The organism is Candidatus Omnitrophota bacterium, from assembly GCA_021735655.1.
Classification (GTDB): domain Bacteria; phylum Omnitrophota; class Gorgyraeia; order Duberdicusellales; family 4484-171; genus JAHKAJ01.
Genome location: JAIPGM010000001.1, coordinates 39,219 through 53,374, shown reverse-complemented (window position 1 = coordinate 53,374; position 14,156 = coordinate 39,219). Strand labels below are relative to the sequence as shown.

13 protein-coding genes and 3 riboswitches are annotated in these 14,156 nt (G+C 40.0%); all 13 genes read right to left on the bottom strand.

The genetic code is table 11. From position 1 onward, the window contains the following. Window positions 1-121: 121 nt before the first annotated feature. Window positions 122-315, bottom strand: a riboswitch (cyclic di-GMP riboswitch). 259 nt (window positions 316-574) lie between these two features. The 13 genes from K9L86_00245 to K9L86_00185 all read right to left on the bottom strand — a co-directional run bounded on the left by K9L86_00245 (window position 575) and on the right by K9L86_00185 (window position 14,146). Then, entirely contained in the window at window positions 575-2,401 is a 1,827-nt protein-coding gene (locus K9L86_00245; protein ID MCF7907296.1) for a hypothetical protein, read from the bottom strand. A 404-nt stretch (window positions 2,402-2,805) separates the two neighbouring features. Beyond that, a complete protein-coding gene (locus tag K9L86_00240; GenBank protein ID MCF7907295.1) occupies window positions 2,806-4,902 on the bottom strand; it encodes a hypothetical protein in 2,097 nt (698 codons plus the stop codon). A 14-nt stretch (window positions 4,903-4,916) separates the two neighbouring features. Continuing rightward, the gene (locus K9L86_00235) at window positions 4,917-6,416 is read right to left on the bottom strand and encodes a hypothetical protein (protein ID MCF7907294.1); all 1,500 of its coding nucleotides are present in this window, start codon (window positions 6,414-6,416) and stop codon (window positions 4,917-4,919) included. A gap of 88 nt (window positions 6,417-6,504) precedes the next feature. Beyond that, window positions 6,505-6,593: riboswitch (cyclic di-GMP riboswitch) on the bottom strand. Between the two features lie 129 nt (window positions 6,594-6,722). Continuing rightward, complete coding sequence (locus K9L86_00230) at window positions 6,723-8,036, bottom strand: hypothetical protein (GenBank protein MCF7907293.1); 1,314 nt, start codon at window positions 8,034-8,036, stop codon at window positions 6,723-6,725. 55 nt (window positions 8,037-8,091) lie between these two features. Beyond that, window positions 8,092-8,179: riboswitch (cyclic di-GMP riboswitch) on the bottom strand. Between the two features lie 300 nt (window positions 8,180-8,479). After that, window positions 8,480-9,346, bottom strand: a complete 867-nt coding sequence (locus K9L86_00225) for a type II secretion system F family protein (protein ID MCF7907292.1) — start codon at window positions 9,344-9,346, stop codon at window positions 8,480-8,482. A gap of 15 nt (window positions 9,347-9,361) precedes the next feature. After that, complete coding sequence (locus K9L86_00220) at window positions 9,362-10,210, bottom strand: type II secretion system F family protein (protein MCF7907291.1); 849 nt, start codon at window positions 10,208-10,210, stop codon at window positions 9,362-9,364. A gap of 227 nt (window positions 10,211-10,437) precedes the next feature. Then, complete coding sequence (locus tag K9L86_00215) at window positions 10,438-10,848, bottom strand: hypothetical protein (protein ID MCF7907290.1); 411 nt, start codon at window positions 10,846-10,848, stop codon at window positions 10,438-10,440. A 12-nt stretch (window positions 10,849-10,860) separates the two neighbouring features. Then, window positions 10,861-11,016, bottom strand: coding sequence for a hypothetical protein (locus tag K9L86_00210; GenBank protein MCF7907289.1), 156 nt, complete (start codon window positions 11,014-11,016; stop codon window positions 10,861-10,863). A 34-nt stretch (window positions 11,017-11,050) separates the two neighbouring features. Further along, window positions 11,051-12,553 (bottom strand): Tad domain-containing protein, encoded by a 1,503-nt coding sequence (locus tag K9L86_00205; GenBank protein ID MCF7907288.1) that lies wholly within the window; start codon window positions 12,551-12,553, stop codon window positions 11,051-11,053. A gap of 36 nt (window positions 12,554-12,589) precedes the next feature. After that, the gene (locus tag K9L86_00200) at window positions 12,590-12,835 is read right to left on the bottom strand and encodes a hypothetical protein (protein MCF7907287.1); all 246 of its coding nucleotides are present in this window, start codon (window positions 12,833-12,835) and stop codon (window positions 12,590-12,592) included. A 20-nt stretch (window positions 12,836-12,855) separates the two neighbouring features. Next, complete coding sequence (locus K9L86_00195) at window positions 12,856-13,389, bottom strand: hypothetical protein (GenBank protein ID MCF7907286.1); 534 nt, start codon at window positions 13,387-13,389, stop codon at window positions 12,856-12,858. 25 nt (window positions 13,390-13,414) lie between these two features. Beyond that, window positions 13,415-13,840, bottom strand: a complete 426-nt coding sequence (locus tag K9L86_00190) for a hypothetical protein (protein MCF7907285.1) — start codon at window positions 13,838-13,840, stop codon at window positions 13,415-13,417. A gap of 3 nt (window positions 13,841-13,843) precedes the next feature. Beyond that, window positions 13,844-14,146, bottom strand: a complete 303-nt coding sequence (locus K9L86_00185; GenBank protein MCF7907284.1) for a hypothetical protein — start codon at window positions 14,144-14,146, stop codon at window positions 13,844-13,846. Window positions 14,147-14,156 lie beyond the last annotated feature (10 nt).

The following is a 14,156-nucleotide window of genomic DNA, read 5'->3' as shown; positions in this document are numbered from 1 at the left end:
TTTAACCCTTACTTATATATAAAATAAGAAACAAAAAAGTTCCCCCTTTCCCCCATCACTAAAACTATTGATTTATTATGCATAGTACCTTTTAAAATAAAAAACCGGGTTACCGTTTGGATTCGGTAGCCCGGCTATCCTTTTTAATAAGACTTACGCAGACAAAATTAAGGCTAACTCAGTGTTGACTCAATTCTTCTTGTTTTCTCTTTAGAAGCTAACTCTCGTTGTTGACTGCGTACACTTCTGCATAAACTAACGTAGGACCCGTGGCTTTGCGCTTCCTCGATCTCTCGAGGTTTGCCTTTATCGCTCCCTGTTGTTAATCTTAGATGTATCTCTCAGCTTCCATATAAATATAACATATTATATTAAAAGAAGTCAAGCAAATACTAGAAAAAAAGTTATTTTCTGAAAAGTTTTTCAGAAGCAGCTATAAAGGCGGTTTTAACCCGTATTTTTATCAAGGCTGATTAAAGATGGGCTCAAATTATTGATAGCCATCTTTGGACAATAAAATTGTTAACTCATTGAAAAAGAACTTGTTATGAAAATTATAATAGAACAAAACTCATTATCGCACGCTACGGATAATCAATTGTCGAGTGATTACATCACTACTAAGTAAAATTGAATTGAATGTATTCCCCAATTGGCCATCAGCATCAAGAATGCTTAAAGTCGGAGAGTTAAGTATTTGCGTATTTCCAGCTATCAGTAATGATGTGTCTTGCTCTATCTGATCCTGAACAATCATCAAATCCTGAACATTAATCCCGGAAAGCTCAAGCGCCTGTATAGCCGGAAGCCTACTACCATTATCACCATGCAATAATCGGATAAAACCAAATTTAGGAACCTTTAGTTGCGTAAGATTATGCTGGGATTGCTGCTGGCTGACAATTCGCAAGCTCGAAGCCTTCATTGGAGCTAGTCCTTCAAGTAGGATTTTATCGCTATTTTTAGACACCGAAGCTAGATTAGCAAAAGATCGCTTAAGCTCTTTTGCCTTACTTAAAGCCTGACTTCCGGTAGACTTTAATCCTGCTATCCGTGAAAGATCAGACAAACTTGCCAAGGGCGACTTTACCGTTAAAGCAATTCTATTGGTGTCAGGTAAGCTAAAATTAACCTCTGATTTAGGTAAAAAACGATTAAGCCCCTTTAGAGCCGAACTAATCTGATAGCTCTTTACCTCAGAAATTGAAGGAGAAACTTGAAAAGATACATCTCTTAAATTAGCTAGTTGCGGAACAATTTTTGCCCCTTTAAACTGCGATTGAAAATTAAATTTATTCGGTGATATTGTGGCTAACTTTTCAAACTTACTGTTAAGTTGATTGGGCATTTTGTTAGCCAAAGAACTAATCTCAATATTTTTAGAAACTGTAGCTAACTTAGTTAACTTTGGACTTAATTCAGCATTAATTAACTTTGGTGAAAGCCTAACCATTCCATCAGAAATATTGGTCAAACGTGAAAAGGTTGGCTTAATCTCACCAGATAACCGCTTGCTCATCTCACGAGTTAACCTCGAGGTATCAGCGAAACGCCTAAATTTAGTCGGCGGCTGAACCATACGCCTAAATGCCGGGTCAGCTGATTCCGGTAAAGACCGCTCAGCTCGTTTAGCAACCTGTTCAATTTTTGTTGTATCAGTAAGCGGATCTTGAGGTTTAGCTCGTTGTTTATCTAACTGCTGTTCGGTTCTCTTGGCTGCATCAGCAAGCCGCTGAGTACTGCTTGGGTCAGCAGCTCCGACCGTTGCATCGTCTGATTTGAACTTATCAGTTCCGGCAGCCTTAATCAACTTTGAATCCGGCGAATCTGCCCCTTCAGAACCCTTAGTAACTTTAGTAGGATCAGCAAACCCTTTTTGTTTATCGCCAGCAGCTACTGGCTTGTCCACTAAAGCTAACAAACCACCAGTGTCTCCACCGGTTGGCGCAGACGCAGCAGCAGCACCGACCTTCTTAACGCCAGGAGTTAAAGTACCTGCCCCAGTACCAGCTGTTGCTGTTTTACTCGGGGTGGGCGGTATTAATTTAGGTATAACTTTCCCAGTTGCAACTTTAGCCGCAGGATTAGTTGGAGGCAACTGGCCACTATTAACTTGCAATTTTGGTTGCTTTTTTATTGTTGCAACTTTTTGTGTAGGTGTTGTTGCAGATGCCGTCTTTTGCTTATCCGCTAAGGCGGCTGCAGCAGCAGGAGAAAGAGTTCCTGCAGGTTTTGGTTTTGCGTTATTAATGATAGGTGCCGTAGTCATACTTCCGGCCCTTCCACCAATCTGAGCCAGAGAGCTTACCGGAAAAATAAAATAAAGCAAACTGAAGCATAAAAACAGACCAATAGTTTTTTTAACTTTTCGAGCATCTGAATTTGTCTTTGTCTGTCTCATGGTTTACTCCTTTCTCTCAACCTCAGCCAAAAAAAAACGGAGACGTATTCTCGCCTCCCATTCTACTACCAAATTGTTAAAGCCTCGGCCATAACTTTCTACTCCTCCGTGGCTTTGTTCTTGTTTTACCAGAGAACCTTTTCATTTGAGTATAACATGTTTAGAATCAACAAGTCAAGGTCATTTAGCCCTATAAATTAAAGCGTTTACAGTTTGTCCTATATACTTTATATTATATAAAAAATATAGTGACATAACTGATCATTTGCTTGTGCCTCAAAAAAGTAAACTCAAAGCTAATAATCAAAATTAGAAAAGGTTAGCATCGTAGGCTGGTTTTGATATAGTGGACAATTAATTTCATAAGTATCTGCAAAATATGCTAATATGAAGTAATTTTTATATTATGGTAGTATTTTTGTTGCCTTTTCTCCTAAATACTGCATATTATATTGGAAGTTGTGCTTGCCATACTCTTTTTGCCAAGCCCCCCACTGCTGCCAATTACCTTGTTTCTTAGCTAAGGCTGCCTGTCTTGATGCATAGTCAGCAAGAATCCCATAGTGGACTCTATCAGTTATCTCACCTGAAAGATATTTTGGTCTACCCTCTTTTATTAATTTTGCATAACCACCGGATCGAATAATTCCTTCATATACTGAAGAATACTCATTAATCATATCTTTTACCGTATATTGAGGCTCACTTAGCATCTGCTGCTTTCTGGCTTGATCCATCCGCCAACGCTCAGCGCTTGGGCCGCCGTAGCTATCCTCATCAAAGCCCTTTGGGTTAAGATTAACTTTAGTAAGTTTTTCTAACTTTTGAGCTTTTAGGGGTTCCTTGGCCTCTTGCTGAGGACTAATAATCTTTATTGGCTTGTTCAATTTAGCCAATCCAGCTTGGCCTTGAAAATGCTGATCAGGAACGGAACCGATATTTTTCTGATAATACCAAACTGCTGCTGCTTGACGCCCACTCTCTTTACCCCAATAAAAGATAATTGAGTCAGCTTTAGTATCAGCTAGATTTCGTCCGGTATATGCTTTTAAAATTTCTTCACCTCCATAAGTAGCCGGCATATTCTTAACCGGCCGCCAGCCTTCCTGATCATAAGCTTCAAAATGAGGAATCTTTTTTATCTCAGAATAGGCTACTCCATAAGGATTAAAATTTTTAGTTTTGAACTCTTCAGCGTGAACTAACTGATTAGCAAATTGCTTAAATTGCGAATTGAATTCGTTTAGTTGAAATTTGCCGGCTCCGGCTAAAGCCTTTAGACCTCCCATTGCTGGATCAACTATACCCTTAGCAATACCTTCTAAGCTAGTAATAACCTCAGGAATCGATATCTCAAGCGGCTGGCCAGGACCAAAATCAGCCGGACCAATAGCAAACGGATCATCACCATAGACTTTAGATCCAGCAGCCAAAACATCCGAACTAATTAACTTTTTATAATCCAGCGGGGCATTAGGATCAAGACCAGCTTGTTCAATTTGCTGACGCAAACCATCCAAAGAAGCCTGCTGGATTGCTTTTCGATCACGCTCATAACTATCAGCTAGCATTTGTTCAGCCAAAGCATTTATCTTAAGTTGCTGTTCTATTTCAGCAATTTCAGCATCAATTAAAGCTTGTTTATATAGCTGACGCCCAAAAGCATTTTCACTCTCGATGCGTTCTAAATCAATAACCCGGAGCTTTTCATCTTCAAGCATTTTTTGGCCAAACTCTGCTTCTGCCTTCCAACGCTCAGCATAAACAACCCGTATGTTCTCTTCTTCTAACATCTTTCTACCAAAGGCTTCTTCCATTTTTCCACGATTAGGATCAAGCCTTTGACTATCAATACCCAAAGCTTCCTTAACTAAAGCTTTATCAGCCAAACGGCTATCAGCAACAAAAAGATTGTCTTTGCCTTTCCGATTATAAGCAGCATAAAAATTCATATCTTCTCGACTGTATTGCCCCTGTTCTACCCACTTAGGAGCTCCTTTTGAATCTTTCTGCCAAGAGCCAGTTTTTGGGTCATCAAGCAATAAATAAACTTTCACTTGAGAAGGTATCTTCTGACTACCACCAATCTCACCAGTTTTTTCATTTTTTACTTCATAAACCGGACCACTTTTATTTTCCTTTCGATAAACAGTCCAACTTTGTGAAGAATCCTGAGGATCTTTAATATGTACTGCCCTGACTGATCCTTTTAAGCCGCCATGATTGTAAACCGGAGCTGGCTTTAACGATCCTGATTTAGCAATCGGGGTTGGGCTTTTATGGCTGGTTTCAACCTTATTGGCACTAGAAGACTTACTGCTTGGGCTGTTTTTAGGATCAGATTGGCCAACTGGGGTTGCACGCTGCGGGCTGCTATAGCTAGTCTGGCTACGCCGACTAAACAAATGCCTGCGAGCATAAACCGTCTCAATATTTACTAAGAACAAACCAACTATTAACAGTAAAACTATTAACTTCCTACTCTTTGTTTTGTTATTCAAAGATATCCACCCCCTTAGCGATTAAGTTTACCCGGATCGAGATCTAAGCGAAAAAGCATCATATCGCCAGAACCGCCGCTAGGCTGAATGATCTTTACTTCATGAAAAATTGAGTTACGACTTGGATCACTATAAGATCTAATTTTCTCAACTTTTATATCACCATAGTCGGCTACAACCTTCTCCCAAGTCTCCTTAGGAAACCAGGCAAAGTTTTTCTTCTCGATATGCTTATCTACCCAATCCGGCAGTTTTGCTAAGGCTGGTTTTTCAACTAATCTTTCTAGAGAGGCCAAAGGTTTAATCTGGCCAGCTAAAGGTTCAGCTAACTTTTTGAGTGAGCTCTGATCAGGTTTAAACGGCTGGCTATCAATTTCAACACTGAAATAAATGCCTCGACCTTGATAATTACGAGCGCCATAAACTGCATAGTCACGTTTAACTTCATTCCCTAGGCCTTCAATTTTACTAATCTTCTCAAGCTGGCCTGAAGTTGAAATAACCCGACCAAAAACATTCTTTTCAAGCATAACCTCAGCTACCTTAACCTTTGCCGCTTGAGACAAGGTACCTGAATTCATCAAAACTGCTAACTCCGACCTCAATAAAGCACCCGAGTTAGGGTCTTTACCTTGAGCAAAAGTAGCTAATTCTTTTACTGTGTAGCGAAGTGGTTCAAAAACTCTTTGGCCTAAATCGCTGGGTGATTTAGAAGTTGAACTTATCATTCGAATAAGATGATCATCTCCGCGATTGAATCCAGCAAATATATTAAGCTCTTCTAAATTCGTTGGGTAGTAGCCATTAGCAGCCCACTGAGGATTGTTGGAATCGCCATAGCCGACCTTTATCTGGATACCCTTAGCCGACAAAGCAATAATACCTTTATCTTTGTCCTCTAACTTATGTAACGGTAAACTAAGCTTACCATCTTTATCAACGGTATAAACATCATAGACATTAAGTCCGTTTTCTTTGCTACGCCTAATTTTAATTTGAGATCCATTATTCGGATCAATCGCATCAATAGCAGTAACTCCTTGTTTCCTTTTATAACGGGAAGCATCTTCTCTGTGAGTAGCCACTGAAGCATCTCGGCCTTCTTTGCTTAAGTTTTTTGACTCAACTGAAACCATTTTAGCAACTTTATCTGGGTCAATGCTCTCTCTTTTACCGTTCCATTCAGGAGACGCTTGATGATAACGCTCCTGCCGGCTCTGACGAGCCTTCTGTTCGTCAACAGTTAAACCCTTGCTAGCGCCAGAACTAGGCTTTAGGCCCTGGCTAACAACTGGTTGCCTAGCTTTAGAAGAATCTACTGAATTTGGAGATTTAGCTGATGTCTTGGTTTGAGTTGGCTGGTAAGTTCTACTTTGGTAAGAACGGCTTCTTTGGCCGCGACTAAAAAAGCCCCGGAACCCCCGAGCCTGAACCGGCTTAATGAAAATTAAAAAATTCAATAAAAAGAATACACTAAAGAAGAATATAAAAAACGACTTTTTTCTCTTATCCATAGCTCGCCTCCCCCTTTAACCAAAAGATATTATTTTAAGCCACAGATAGAAAATAAAAAACCGGATTGCCCAACTACTCTAAAAGAGTTGCGGCAACCCGGCTATCCTTTAATTCTCTTTACTTATTTCAGGACCCGTGGTTTTGCGTTAGAGCTCAAGCATCTGCCAATTAAAAAACCACGGAATAATCAACACAGAAATTACGAGCTCTAAACCATAAGTTTAAAACTTATGAGACCCCAATTACTCAGGGTTTGCTCTTATCGCCTCTCCAAACGATATGAAAACAATTAAATAAATACGTGCTTACTGAACCTTATCAATACCCAAGAGTGAAATCAAAGAAACATTCTGAGGTGTTGCTTCATAGCCTAAACTAGTTGAACTAGAGTTTACTGCTTGAGGCTGTATTAAATGAACGTCTTTCTGTAAAATCTTAGCAGCGTCTTCACCGGAGACATTCTTTAACTCCTGAGGATTCAGTGATAAACGATATAATGATCCTGGACCACCAAAAAACTGCTCCAAGCCAACACTGTTACGAACGCCCCTAACCTTCTCGCCTTTGAATTGACCTTTAGCCGGAATAGGATGTAAGTTAAGCTGTTTGGCAGCCATTTGTAATTCTTTTATTGAAGGCTTCTTGCTCATACTAAAAGTATTATTAATATCTTTAGGCATGAATTTCGGACTGAATGTCCCCATGCGGTCAAATGCCGGACTCAAACTACCAGAAAAAGCCGGGCTCATCATAGTTAATTTTGAAAAAGCTGGGCTCAAAGATCCCGAGAGAGCCGGGTTAACTGAAACTAACCGAGCAAAGGAAGGACTCAAGGCTCCGGAAAAAGCCGGGCTAAGTGAAGCTAGCTTCATAAACGACGGCTTCAAATAAGATGTAGTTTGTAAGCTTAAGTTTCCTAAGCGAGAAAAAGAAGGATTAAGCTGACCGGAAAAAGTTGAACTAATTGTTGCTAATCTAGAAAATGAAGGTTTCATTTCTCCGGAAAGATCCGAGCTAAGTGTACCGAGTTTAGAAAAGGACGGTTTTAATTCTCCAGCTAAACCTGGGCTCAGATTAGCCATTCTAGCAAAAGAAGGCTTAAGTTGACCAGTCATCGCTTGATCTAAATTAGCTAGCTTGGTAAAAGATGGCTTAAGACCTCCTTGCATTGAAGGACTTAAACTATCTAACTTAGAAAAAGAAGGCTTGAGGTCACCGGTAATTCCCATATCAACCTTTGCCATTCTCTCAAGATTAGCTTTAAGCGCACTTTTCATATCAGGAGCAGTTGTGGCTATCCGCTCAAAAGAAGGCTTAAGGGCTACCCGACCCATAGTTGGATCAACTGACCCTAGTTTTTTAAATGACGGGGTTAATCCATTTTTTGAAAATGGACCGTTAATATCGCTAAGCTTGCTAAATGACGGAGTAAAGCCACTAGGATCACCATTGTGGCTAGGCTTTCCGGCATCAGTAAGTCGCTCAAAAGCAGAGCTTAATCCACCGAATCCACTAAAACGATCAAACTGATCGCGCATTCCAGCCTCGGCGCTACCGAGAGATAAAAACAGAAAACAAAACAACCCTAAGCTTAATCCAATTAATCTTGTTATTTTCATATTCACCCTCCTCAAAAATTACTCTAATAATAAAAAAACCGACTTGCCTTTTGGTTTCGGCAACCCGGCTATCCGTTTACCCTTACTCTAAGGACCCGTGGCTTTGCGTTACCTCGATCTCTCGAGGTTTGCTTTTATCGTTCCATATATACTCTTAAAATGTAAAATCAGAGAATGTCCATTTAAATATACCATATCCTATTCAAAGAAGTCAACCCAATTTTTGAAAAAAATCCTTAAAAATGTAAACGCATACGCCATTAATCGCTCAGGGTTAAATCAACTGCCTCTAGTTTAACCAGTAGTTAAACGATCATTGTTACAAGCACAATTTCATTAAATTACGTGGACAATTACATTTATAACTATCTGTGAATAAATTAGATATGCACTTATTTTTTGTATATATTTTTCAGTTGCATTGATTACGATAGGACAAAGGCTTAATTACCTACCCCTGGAAATACACCTTGTCGGATAAAGCGGATTAGGATTGGTCCGGCTACAATAATCAGAATAACCGGTAAAATACAGAAAATAAGCGGAACTAACATTTTTAGCGGAGCTTTCATGGCCTGGCGCTCACCTCTTCGATAGCGTCGCATTCTAGTATCTTCAGAAAGAATTCGAAAGGTCTCCTCAACCGGAGTACCCATCCTATCAGCCTGAACTAAGATTCGAACAAAGGAAGTGACATCAGGAATGTCAACTCGCCTAGACATATCACGTAAAGCCTCAACCCGAGGTTTACCAACATTGATCTCTTTTAGAACTAAAGTCAACTCCTCAATCATTGGGTTAACTGCTACCTTATCTACTACCCAACGAACCGCAGCCATAAAGTCAAGCCCGGCGCCAACGCACAAACCGAGCAAATCAATAGTTTCCGGTAAAATACGTCCAATTTGAAATTGACGTTTACGAACTCGAGCATTAAGAATCAAGTCAGGAAGAAGCAAACCAAATAAGCCAGCTCCAACTAAAATCCAAATATTTTTTACATCGAATAAATACAGAATCAAAGGTAATATTGTTGCCAAAAGTTCTTTACCAGCCAAAAATTCTGCTGGGGTCAACTTCCAGCGAGCAATCGCTGTCTTCCAACGTAAGCGCTTCTCCAACCCCATCAACTTAAGTAAAGCCTTATTAATTGGAGCTAAGGGCAAAAGAAGGGGTGAAAAAAAAGACCCTTGTTTATCTTTTAGTTCTTCGGAAAAAATCGATACCGTATCAGATTCTTTAGGAAAAAGACCGAAAAAGATTATTGCAAATCCAATAATTAAAATTGTATAAAAAATAGCGATAATCATCGTTTTCGTCTTCTCCTATATTTCAACCTTTCCAAAGATAATAATCAAAATAAAGCCCAATATTTGAAGAACTATAGCAATAAGCAGCATTAATCTCCCAACCTCATCCTGCCACATAATATCAAAATGATCCGGCTTGATCTTCTTAACTATAAAGAAAAAAGCCGGTCCCAGTAAGGAAATTATGATTGCCTGAAGACGAGCCTGGATAGTTAAAGTTGAGACTAAATCCTTTAGTTTAAGGCGATCACGAATAGTATCAATCAAACGGGCAAATACCTTAGTTAAATCACCTCCGGTCTCTCTAGCTACAATTACGGCTGAAGACACCAGGGTCATTTCCTCTGAAGGCATTCGACTATCTAGGCGAATTAAAGCCTCCTCAAGAGTAACACCGACTTTAATTTCCCGATTAAGAAGCGATATCTCTTGAGCTATCGGAGCTGTCATCTCATCAGACAAAACTTCAAAGGCCTGAACCAAGGTTAAACCACCCTTAAGACAGCTGTTCATAATCATCAAACCGTCAACTAGCTGATGGACAAATTTCTTCCGACGTCGACCATCAAGTATATTTACAAACCAAAGCGGCAGGAAAGCTCCAACAATTGCAAAAATTGAAACTGCCCACCACTTTTTAGTAATAAAATAGCCTAAGATACCTAAGAGTAGCGGCATGATAATATAAAGCCGAACCAACATCTTTCTGCGGATAAAAATAAACATCTCCTCAAAATGAGATGCAGTACGTTCAGCCTTGCTCTGCTGGGCCTTATCCCATCTTTTCAAAAGAAAGGTCACCCCGTAGTAACAGATAATAACTAGGCCAACTCCTAAAGTAATATAGGGAATTATCATTGCCATATGGATTATTTTACCATTGCCAACCTAGAAAGTCGAGCCCCTTCTTTTTAAATATTCCAATTAGGCTTAAATTGATTTAATTGAAAGCGGCGGGTCTAAAATAAGAAAGGCTCCGTAAAGATTTTAACTTTTTACGGAGCCAATTCTCGCTCCCCCTTAACGGGGTCTTAATCGCAAGGTTCCCTCAAAGGGACGGCAACGTCACTCAAGAACCTTGCTTACTGAATTCACTTATCTTTCTTCGAACCTTTCTTTAAATCTTTCTTAACCGCAAGATGATGATTTTTTAAACTATAGGTAATTAGGCCATCTTTGGGTGATCCCAAAAAAGTTAGGGTTACCATCACTCCCTCTTCCTGTTTAGCAAAGAAAAAAAAGGCTTCCGATGATCCACGACCATTAACTTCTTTGAAGTCTCGGTTCTTAAATAAAAGACGATAAAATTTAATTAACTCCTTTTTGGAAGATCCCGACTGATAGCGATAATAAGTAGTTGTCGTACCCTCAAGTTCTTCTAAGTTTCGATCAACCATTTCAGTCTTAGGCGGCAAGAGACCAACAACTTGAGACTGAACAACGGAACTCCCTATAAACAGAAATAAAAATAAAAAGACTATATATTTATACCTTAATTTCATCGATAAGCCTTCTTAAAACTCCTCATCACCCCAACCATCTCCGGCAGCCTTATAAGTCCCCTGAATGCTCCGCTGAATATAAGTAGACATAGCCAATAGTGCTGCAACCACAAAAGCAATTAAGGCCGCATAAATTATGATTGTCTGGGTTTTGTTTCTTTTTAACATAAGCTATCTATCAATATCAAAATCATTAGTTTCATCAATTACACAATCTAGCATCATGGGCTGCTTGACCATTATCAATATCACCGTTTCCACTAAAATCAGCACAGGCCTGGCTCTGAACCGGCGGATAAAAAGTTGGGAAATCAAAGTCGCCACGCATTCCTTTTACCGGGCCTCCCATATGAAACTGAAAATCATAAACATGCACTTGACGATCATGCTCAATATCAACAATATTCCAAATAACATAAGGATCTCCATCATCCTTATTTTCAAAGGTCTCCTCAGTACTATTCAGCAAGCCATCACGCGCCTTCTTAGCAGACTCTGCAGCCTTCACCATTTCCTTGTCAGCCTCAATCAATCTATCCCTTCCTGCTTCTTGAAAACTTATGCAAGTTATGGGGGGACCGGGACAATCAGGTTCTACACAGCAAGGCGGCGTCAAACAAAGAGGCGCTTTAGCAACACAACCGCACGTATTCCAAGCTCCGTGATATATCTGCGCAGCATCTTCAGCCATATTTTGGGCATTTTTGGCAGAGTTGAATGCATCTGTTAAATTTTTCTTTATATCACTTTCCTTATCTTTCGAAACCTTCATTTTCCAAGTACGGGCCTCATTAATACAAACAATATTAGTAACGGTGTGATAACGAAAAGCACCGTCCATCCAAGAAAAAGTCTTTTCTTCACAGTTATTTACATTATCCGGGGTAATACTCTCCAAAAAAGCACTATAGCGCTTAGCATTTATTCTTCCCAAGCGATGGCTAATTCCACTATTAGAAAAAGCGTATATATAGCCGGCATAGAGAGCGTTTTGATATAAATCTGTACCGCTTTTACCATCATCATGTATTATTTCTCTGGCTGCGGCCTCTTGGGCTTTTTGAAGCGCTGAACCACCAGGAGCAATACCTTCATCCTCTCCTCCTTGATCATGATCAGACCCTGATTCAACAGCATCAAACCCATTCCTTATTATGTCATTAATCTGTAGCTGATAGCGTGCTGCGTCTGCCCCTGCTTCGTTAGCAATATCCTGAGCGAGAGTCAATCCGGTTTTTCTTGGTATCTCAATAGGCGCTTGACCTAATGTAATCTGAGGATTTACTACTGGAGCGGTCGCGCTTGCAATTTGGGTATCACAAGTAGTCCCGCATAAGTCTGGACACAGCTTCGACTTGGCTAAGGTTGAATTATTAGTATAGTCCGTTCCGTAAATTTTATCTCTAGCATGATCAAAATGGCTTGTGAGTTTTTTTTCGATATCTTCCCAATTCTTTTTAAATCTTTCTTCCTGTTTCCCAGCATTAACATTAGCCGCGTAATTAAAAGCATAGGCCATAACTGAAGCTGCAGCTAAAGCTCCACCATCAACAGCATTGTCAGCGTAAGTCTTATCTTTTGCAGTTTTACCAACGTTAATAACCACAAAAGCAAGAGCGATCATGGTCACCATTATTGAAATTAAAAAAAGAGAAACTTGGGTATGATGTTTGGTTGGTCTTAAAAAAATACGGTTTCTAAACATTGTTAAAATCTTATCCTTATTTTATTTTACCACAAATTACTCTAGAGCCGCAACCACATAAGTCGGAAATAAATCATCCTTCATTGATTTTTGAGCACCATCTGCACTCACCTGGCGCATCGGCGTTCCAGCTGCAACTCGACTAATCTCATAAGTCATCTGACGAATTGGAATATGGGCAATGCCCCAGGCAAAAAGACCGGTAGCTGCACCAATGATCATTGCCCCAGCCAGAAAAACTACACTCGACTCTAGTAAACTCTGGGCTTTTCTTATCTTCATAAAATATCACTCCCTAACAATTATCTACCATGGCCTCTAGCCTGGCCATAATATTTATTATCTATTTTATAGATCATTGCCTCAACGACGCCGGCGTGCCTGCCACCACTGGTACTGCTTGCAGTAACCGTTGAGACAGTTGTAGTAAAGTAACGCGGTTCAACTGAACCACTGCTAGCTTGTTCACCAAGATCGTATTCAGGAAAACGGTTAACATCCATCCACATTCCCTTTTTAGGATCTTCTCCTTGACCGGTTACTTTAGGAATAGCCCATAACACGTAACCAGCACCACTACTAGTAGTTTTTTTACCTAAAATCGGACTGGTCGCATCAGCCATCCGACGATCATCCCAAGTGCCATAAGCAACAGCCTTATTCTCGGCATGCGATTTAGCTAAAGCATAACGAAAAGCAGCCATCAAAGCATATTGGTCATTATTAACCTTAGCAATATAGGTAACTAACATGCCGACAGCTACTAAAACTATCGGTCCGAGGATAGCCATCTCAACCATTGCTTGTGCTTTTTTATTAGAAAATAGTCTTAACATTTTTCTCCTTAAAAACAAATACAAATCATTTATCTGTCCACTCTCGATCCTCCCAGTCTTTATATTCTAAATCCGGATAATCGGGAAGCGGCGCAGCCGAAGGAGCATCTTGAATATGTAAAGCTGAGCCCTTATGCTCCATAATATAAGGTGGCATCGGCGGCGAATAAGTCACCGAGCTACTACTAGTCTGTGCGTTTATATCAAAATTAGCTCCCATATTTTCATCCCTGTTGACATTACTAGATGAATCACTATGAGTTATTGACATCTCCCACTCTAGCCCTTGACCGTGACCTAACCAGGCATCACTCTCATCGTGCACTCGGCGCTGAATATTGCGCTTTAAAAAAGCATTTATTCCTGCCATTGCTCCAAGGACAATTACAAGAACAACTCCATATTCTAAGATAGCATTTGTTTTTCTAAAGTTATTGGCCTTAATCAACATAAGCTACCTCGGACTAGTAAACCTCATTCTATCGTTCCTGGTCGATGAACTAGTAGAGAGTGACCCCTCATACTGACCGCCTTCATAACTAAATGTAGCTGTCGTCTTACTCATTCCTCGATTTTGGTTAGATCCTGCCCACTGCTCATCATTAAAAGTATCTAAATTTTCCTTTAGCTTTCCCTGTAAACCTCGATTAAGATAGTTATGCATAAGCAACAAAACCACTACCGTAAGAGCTACGATGCCGGCATACTCTATAATGAGTTGAGCCGGCCTTTGTTTGACTTGCCTATACTTAATCACTATCTTCTCC

What these genes read in the sequence shown, in the direction of transcription:
- K9L86_00245 (MCF7907296.1), bottom strand. Translation starts at nt 2,401, where the DNA reads ATGAGACAGACAAAGACAAATTCAGATGCTCGAAAAGTTAAAAAAACT.
- K9L86_00235 (MCF7907294.1), bottom strand. Translation starts at nt 6,416, where the DNA reads ATGGATAAGAGAAAAAAGTCGTTTTTTATATTCTTCTTTAGTGTATTC.
- K9L86_00230 (MCF7907293.1), bottom strand. Translation starts at nt 8,036, where the DNA reads ATGAAAATAACAAGATTAATTGGATTAAGCTTAGGGTTGTTTTGTTTT.
- K9L86_00225 (MCF7907292.1), bottom strand. Translation starts at nt 9,346, where the DNA reads ATGATTATCGCTATTTTTTATACAATTTTAATTATTGGATTTGCAATA.
- K9L86_00220 (MCF7907291.1), bottom strand. Translation starts at nt 10,210, where the DNA reads ATGGCAATGATAATTCCCTATATTACTTTAGGAGTTGGCCTAGTTATT.
- K9L86_00215 (MCF7907290.1), bottom strand. Translation starts at nt 10,848, where the DNA reads ATGAAATTAAGGTATAAATATATAGTCTTTTTATTTTTATTTCTGTTT.
- K9L86_00210 (MCF7907289.1), bottom strand. Translation starts at nt 11,016, where the DNA reads ATGTTAAAAAGAAACAAAACCCAGACAATCATAATTTATGCGGCCTTA.
- K9L86_00205 (MCF7907288.1), bottom strand. Translation starts at nt 12,553, where the DNA reads ATGTTTAGAAACCGTATTTTTTTAAGACCAACCAAACATCATACCCAA.
- K9L86_00200 (MCF7907287.1), bottom strand. Translation starts at nt 12,835, where the DNA reads ATGAAGATAAGAAAAGCCCAGAGTTTACTAGAGTCGAGTGTAGTTTTT.
- K9L86_00195 (MCF7907286.1), bottom strand. Translation starts at nt 13,389, where the DNA reads ATGTTAAGACTATTTTCTAATAAAAAAGCACAAGCAATGGTTGAGATG.
- K9L86_00190 (MCF7907285.1), bottom strand. Translation starts at nt 13,840, where the DNA reads ATGTTGATTAAGGCCAATAACTTTAGAAAAACAAATGCTATCTTAGAA.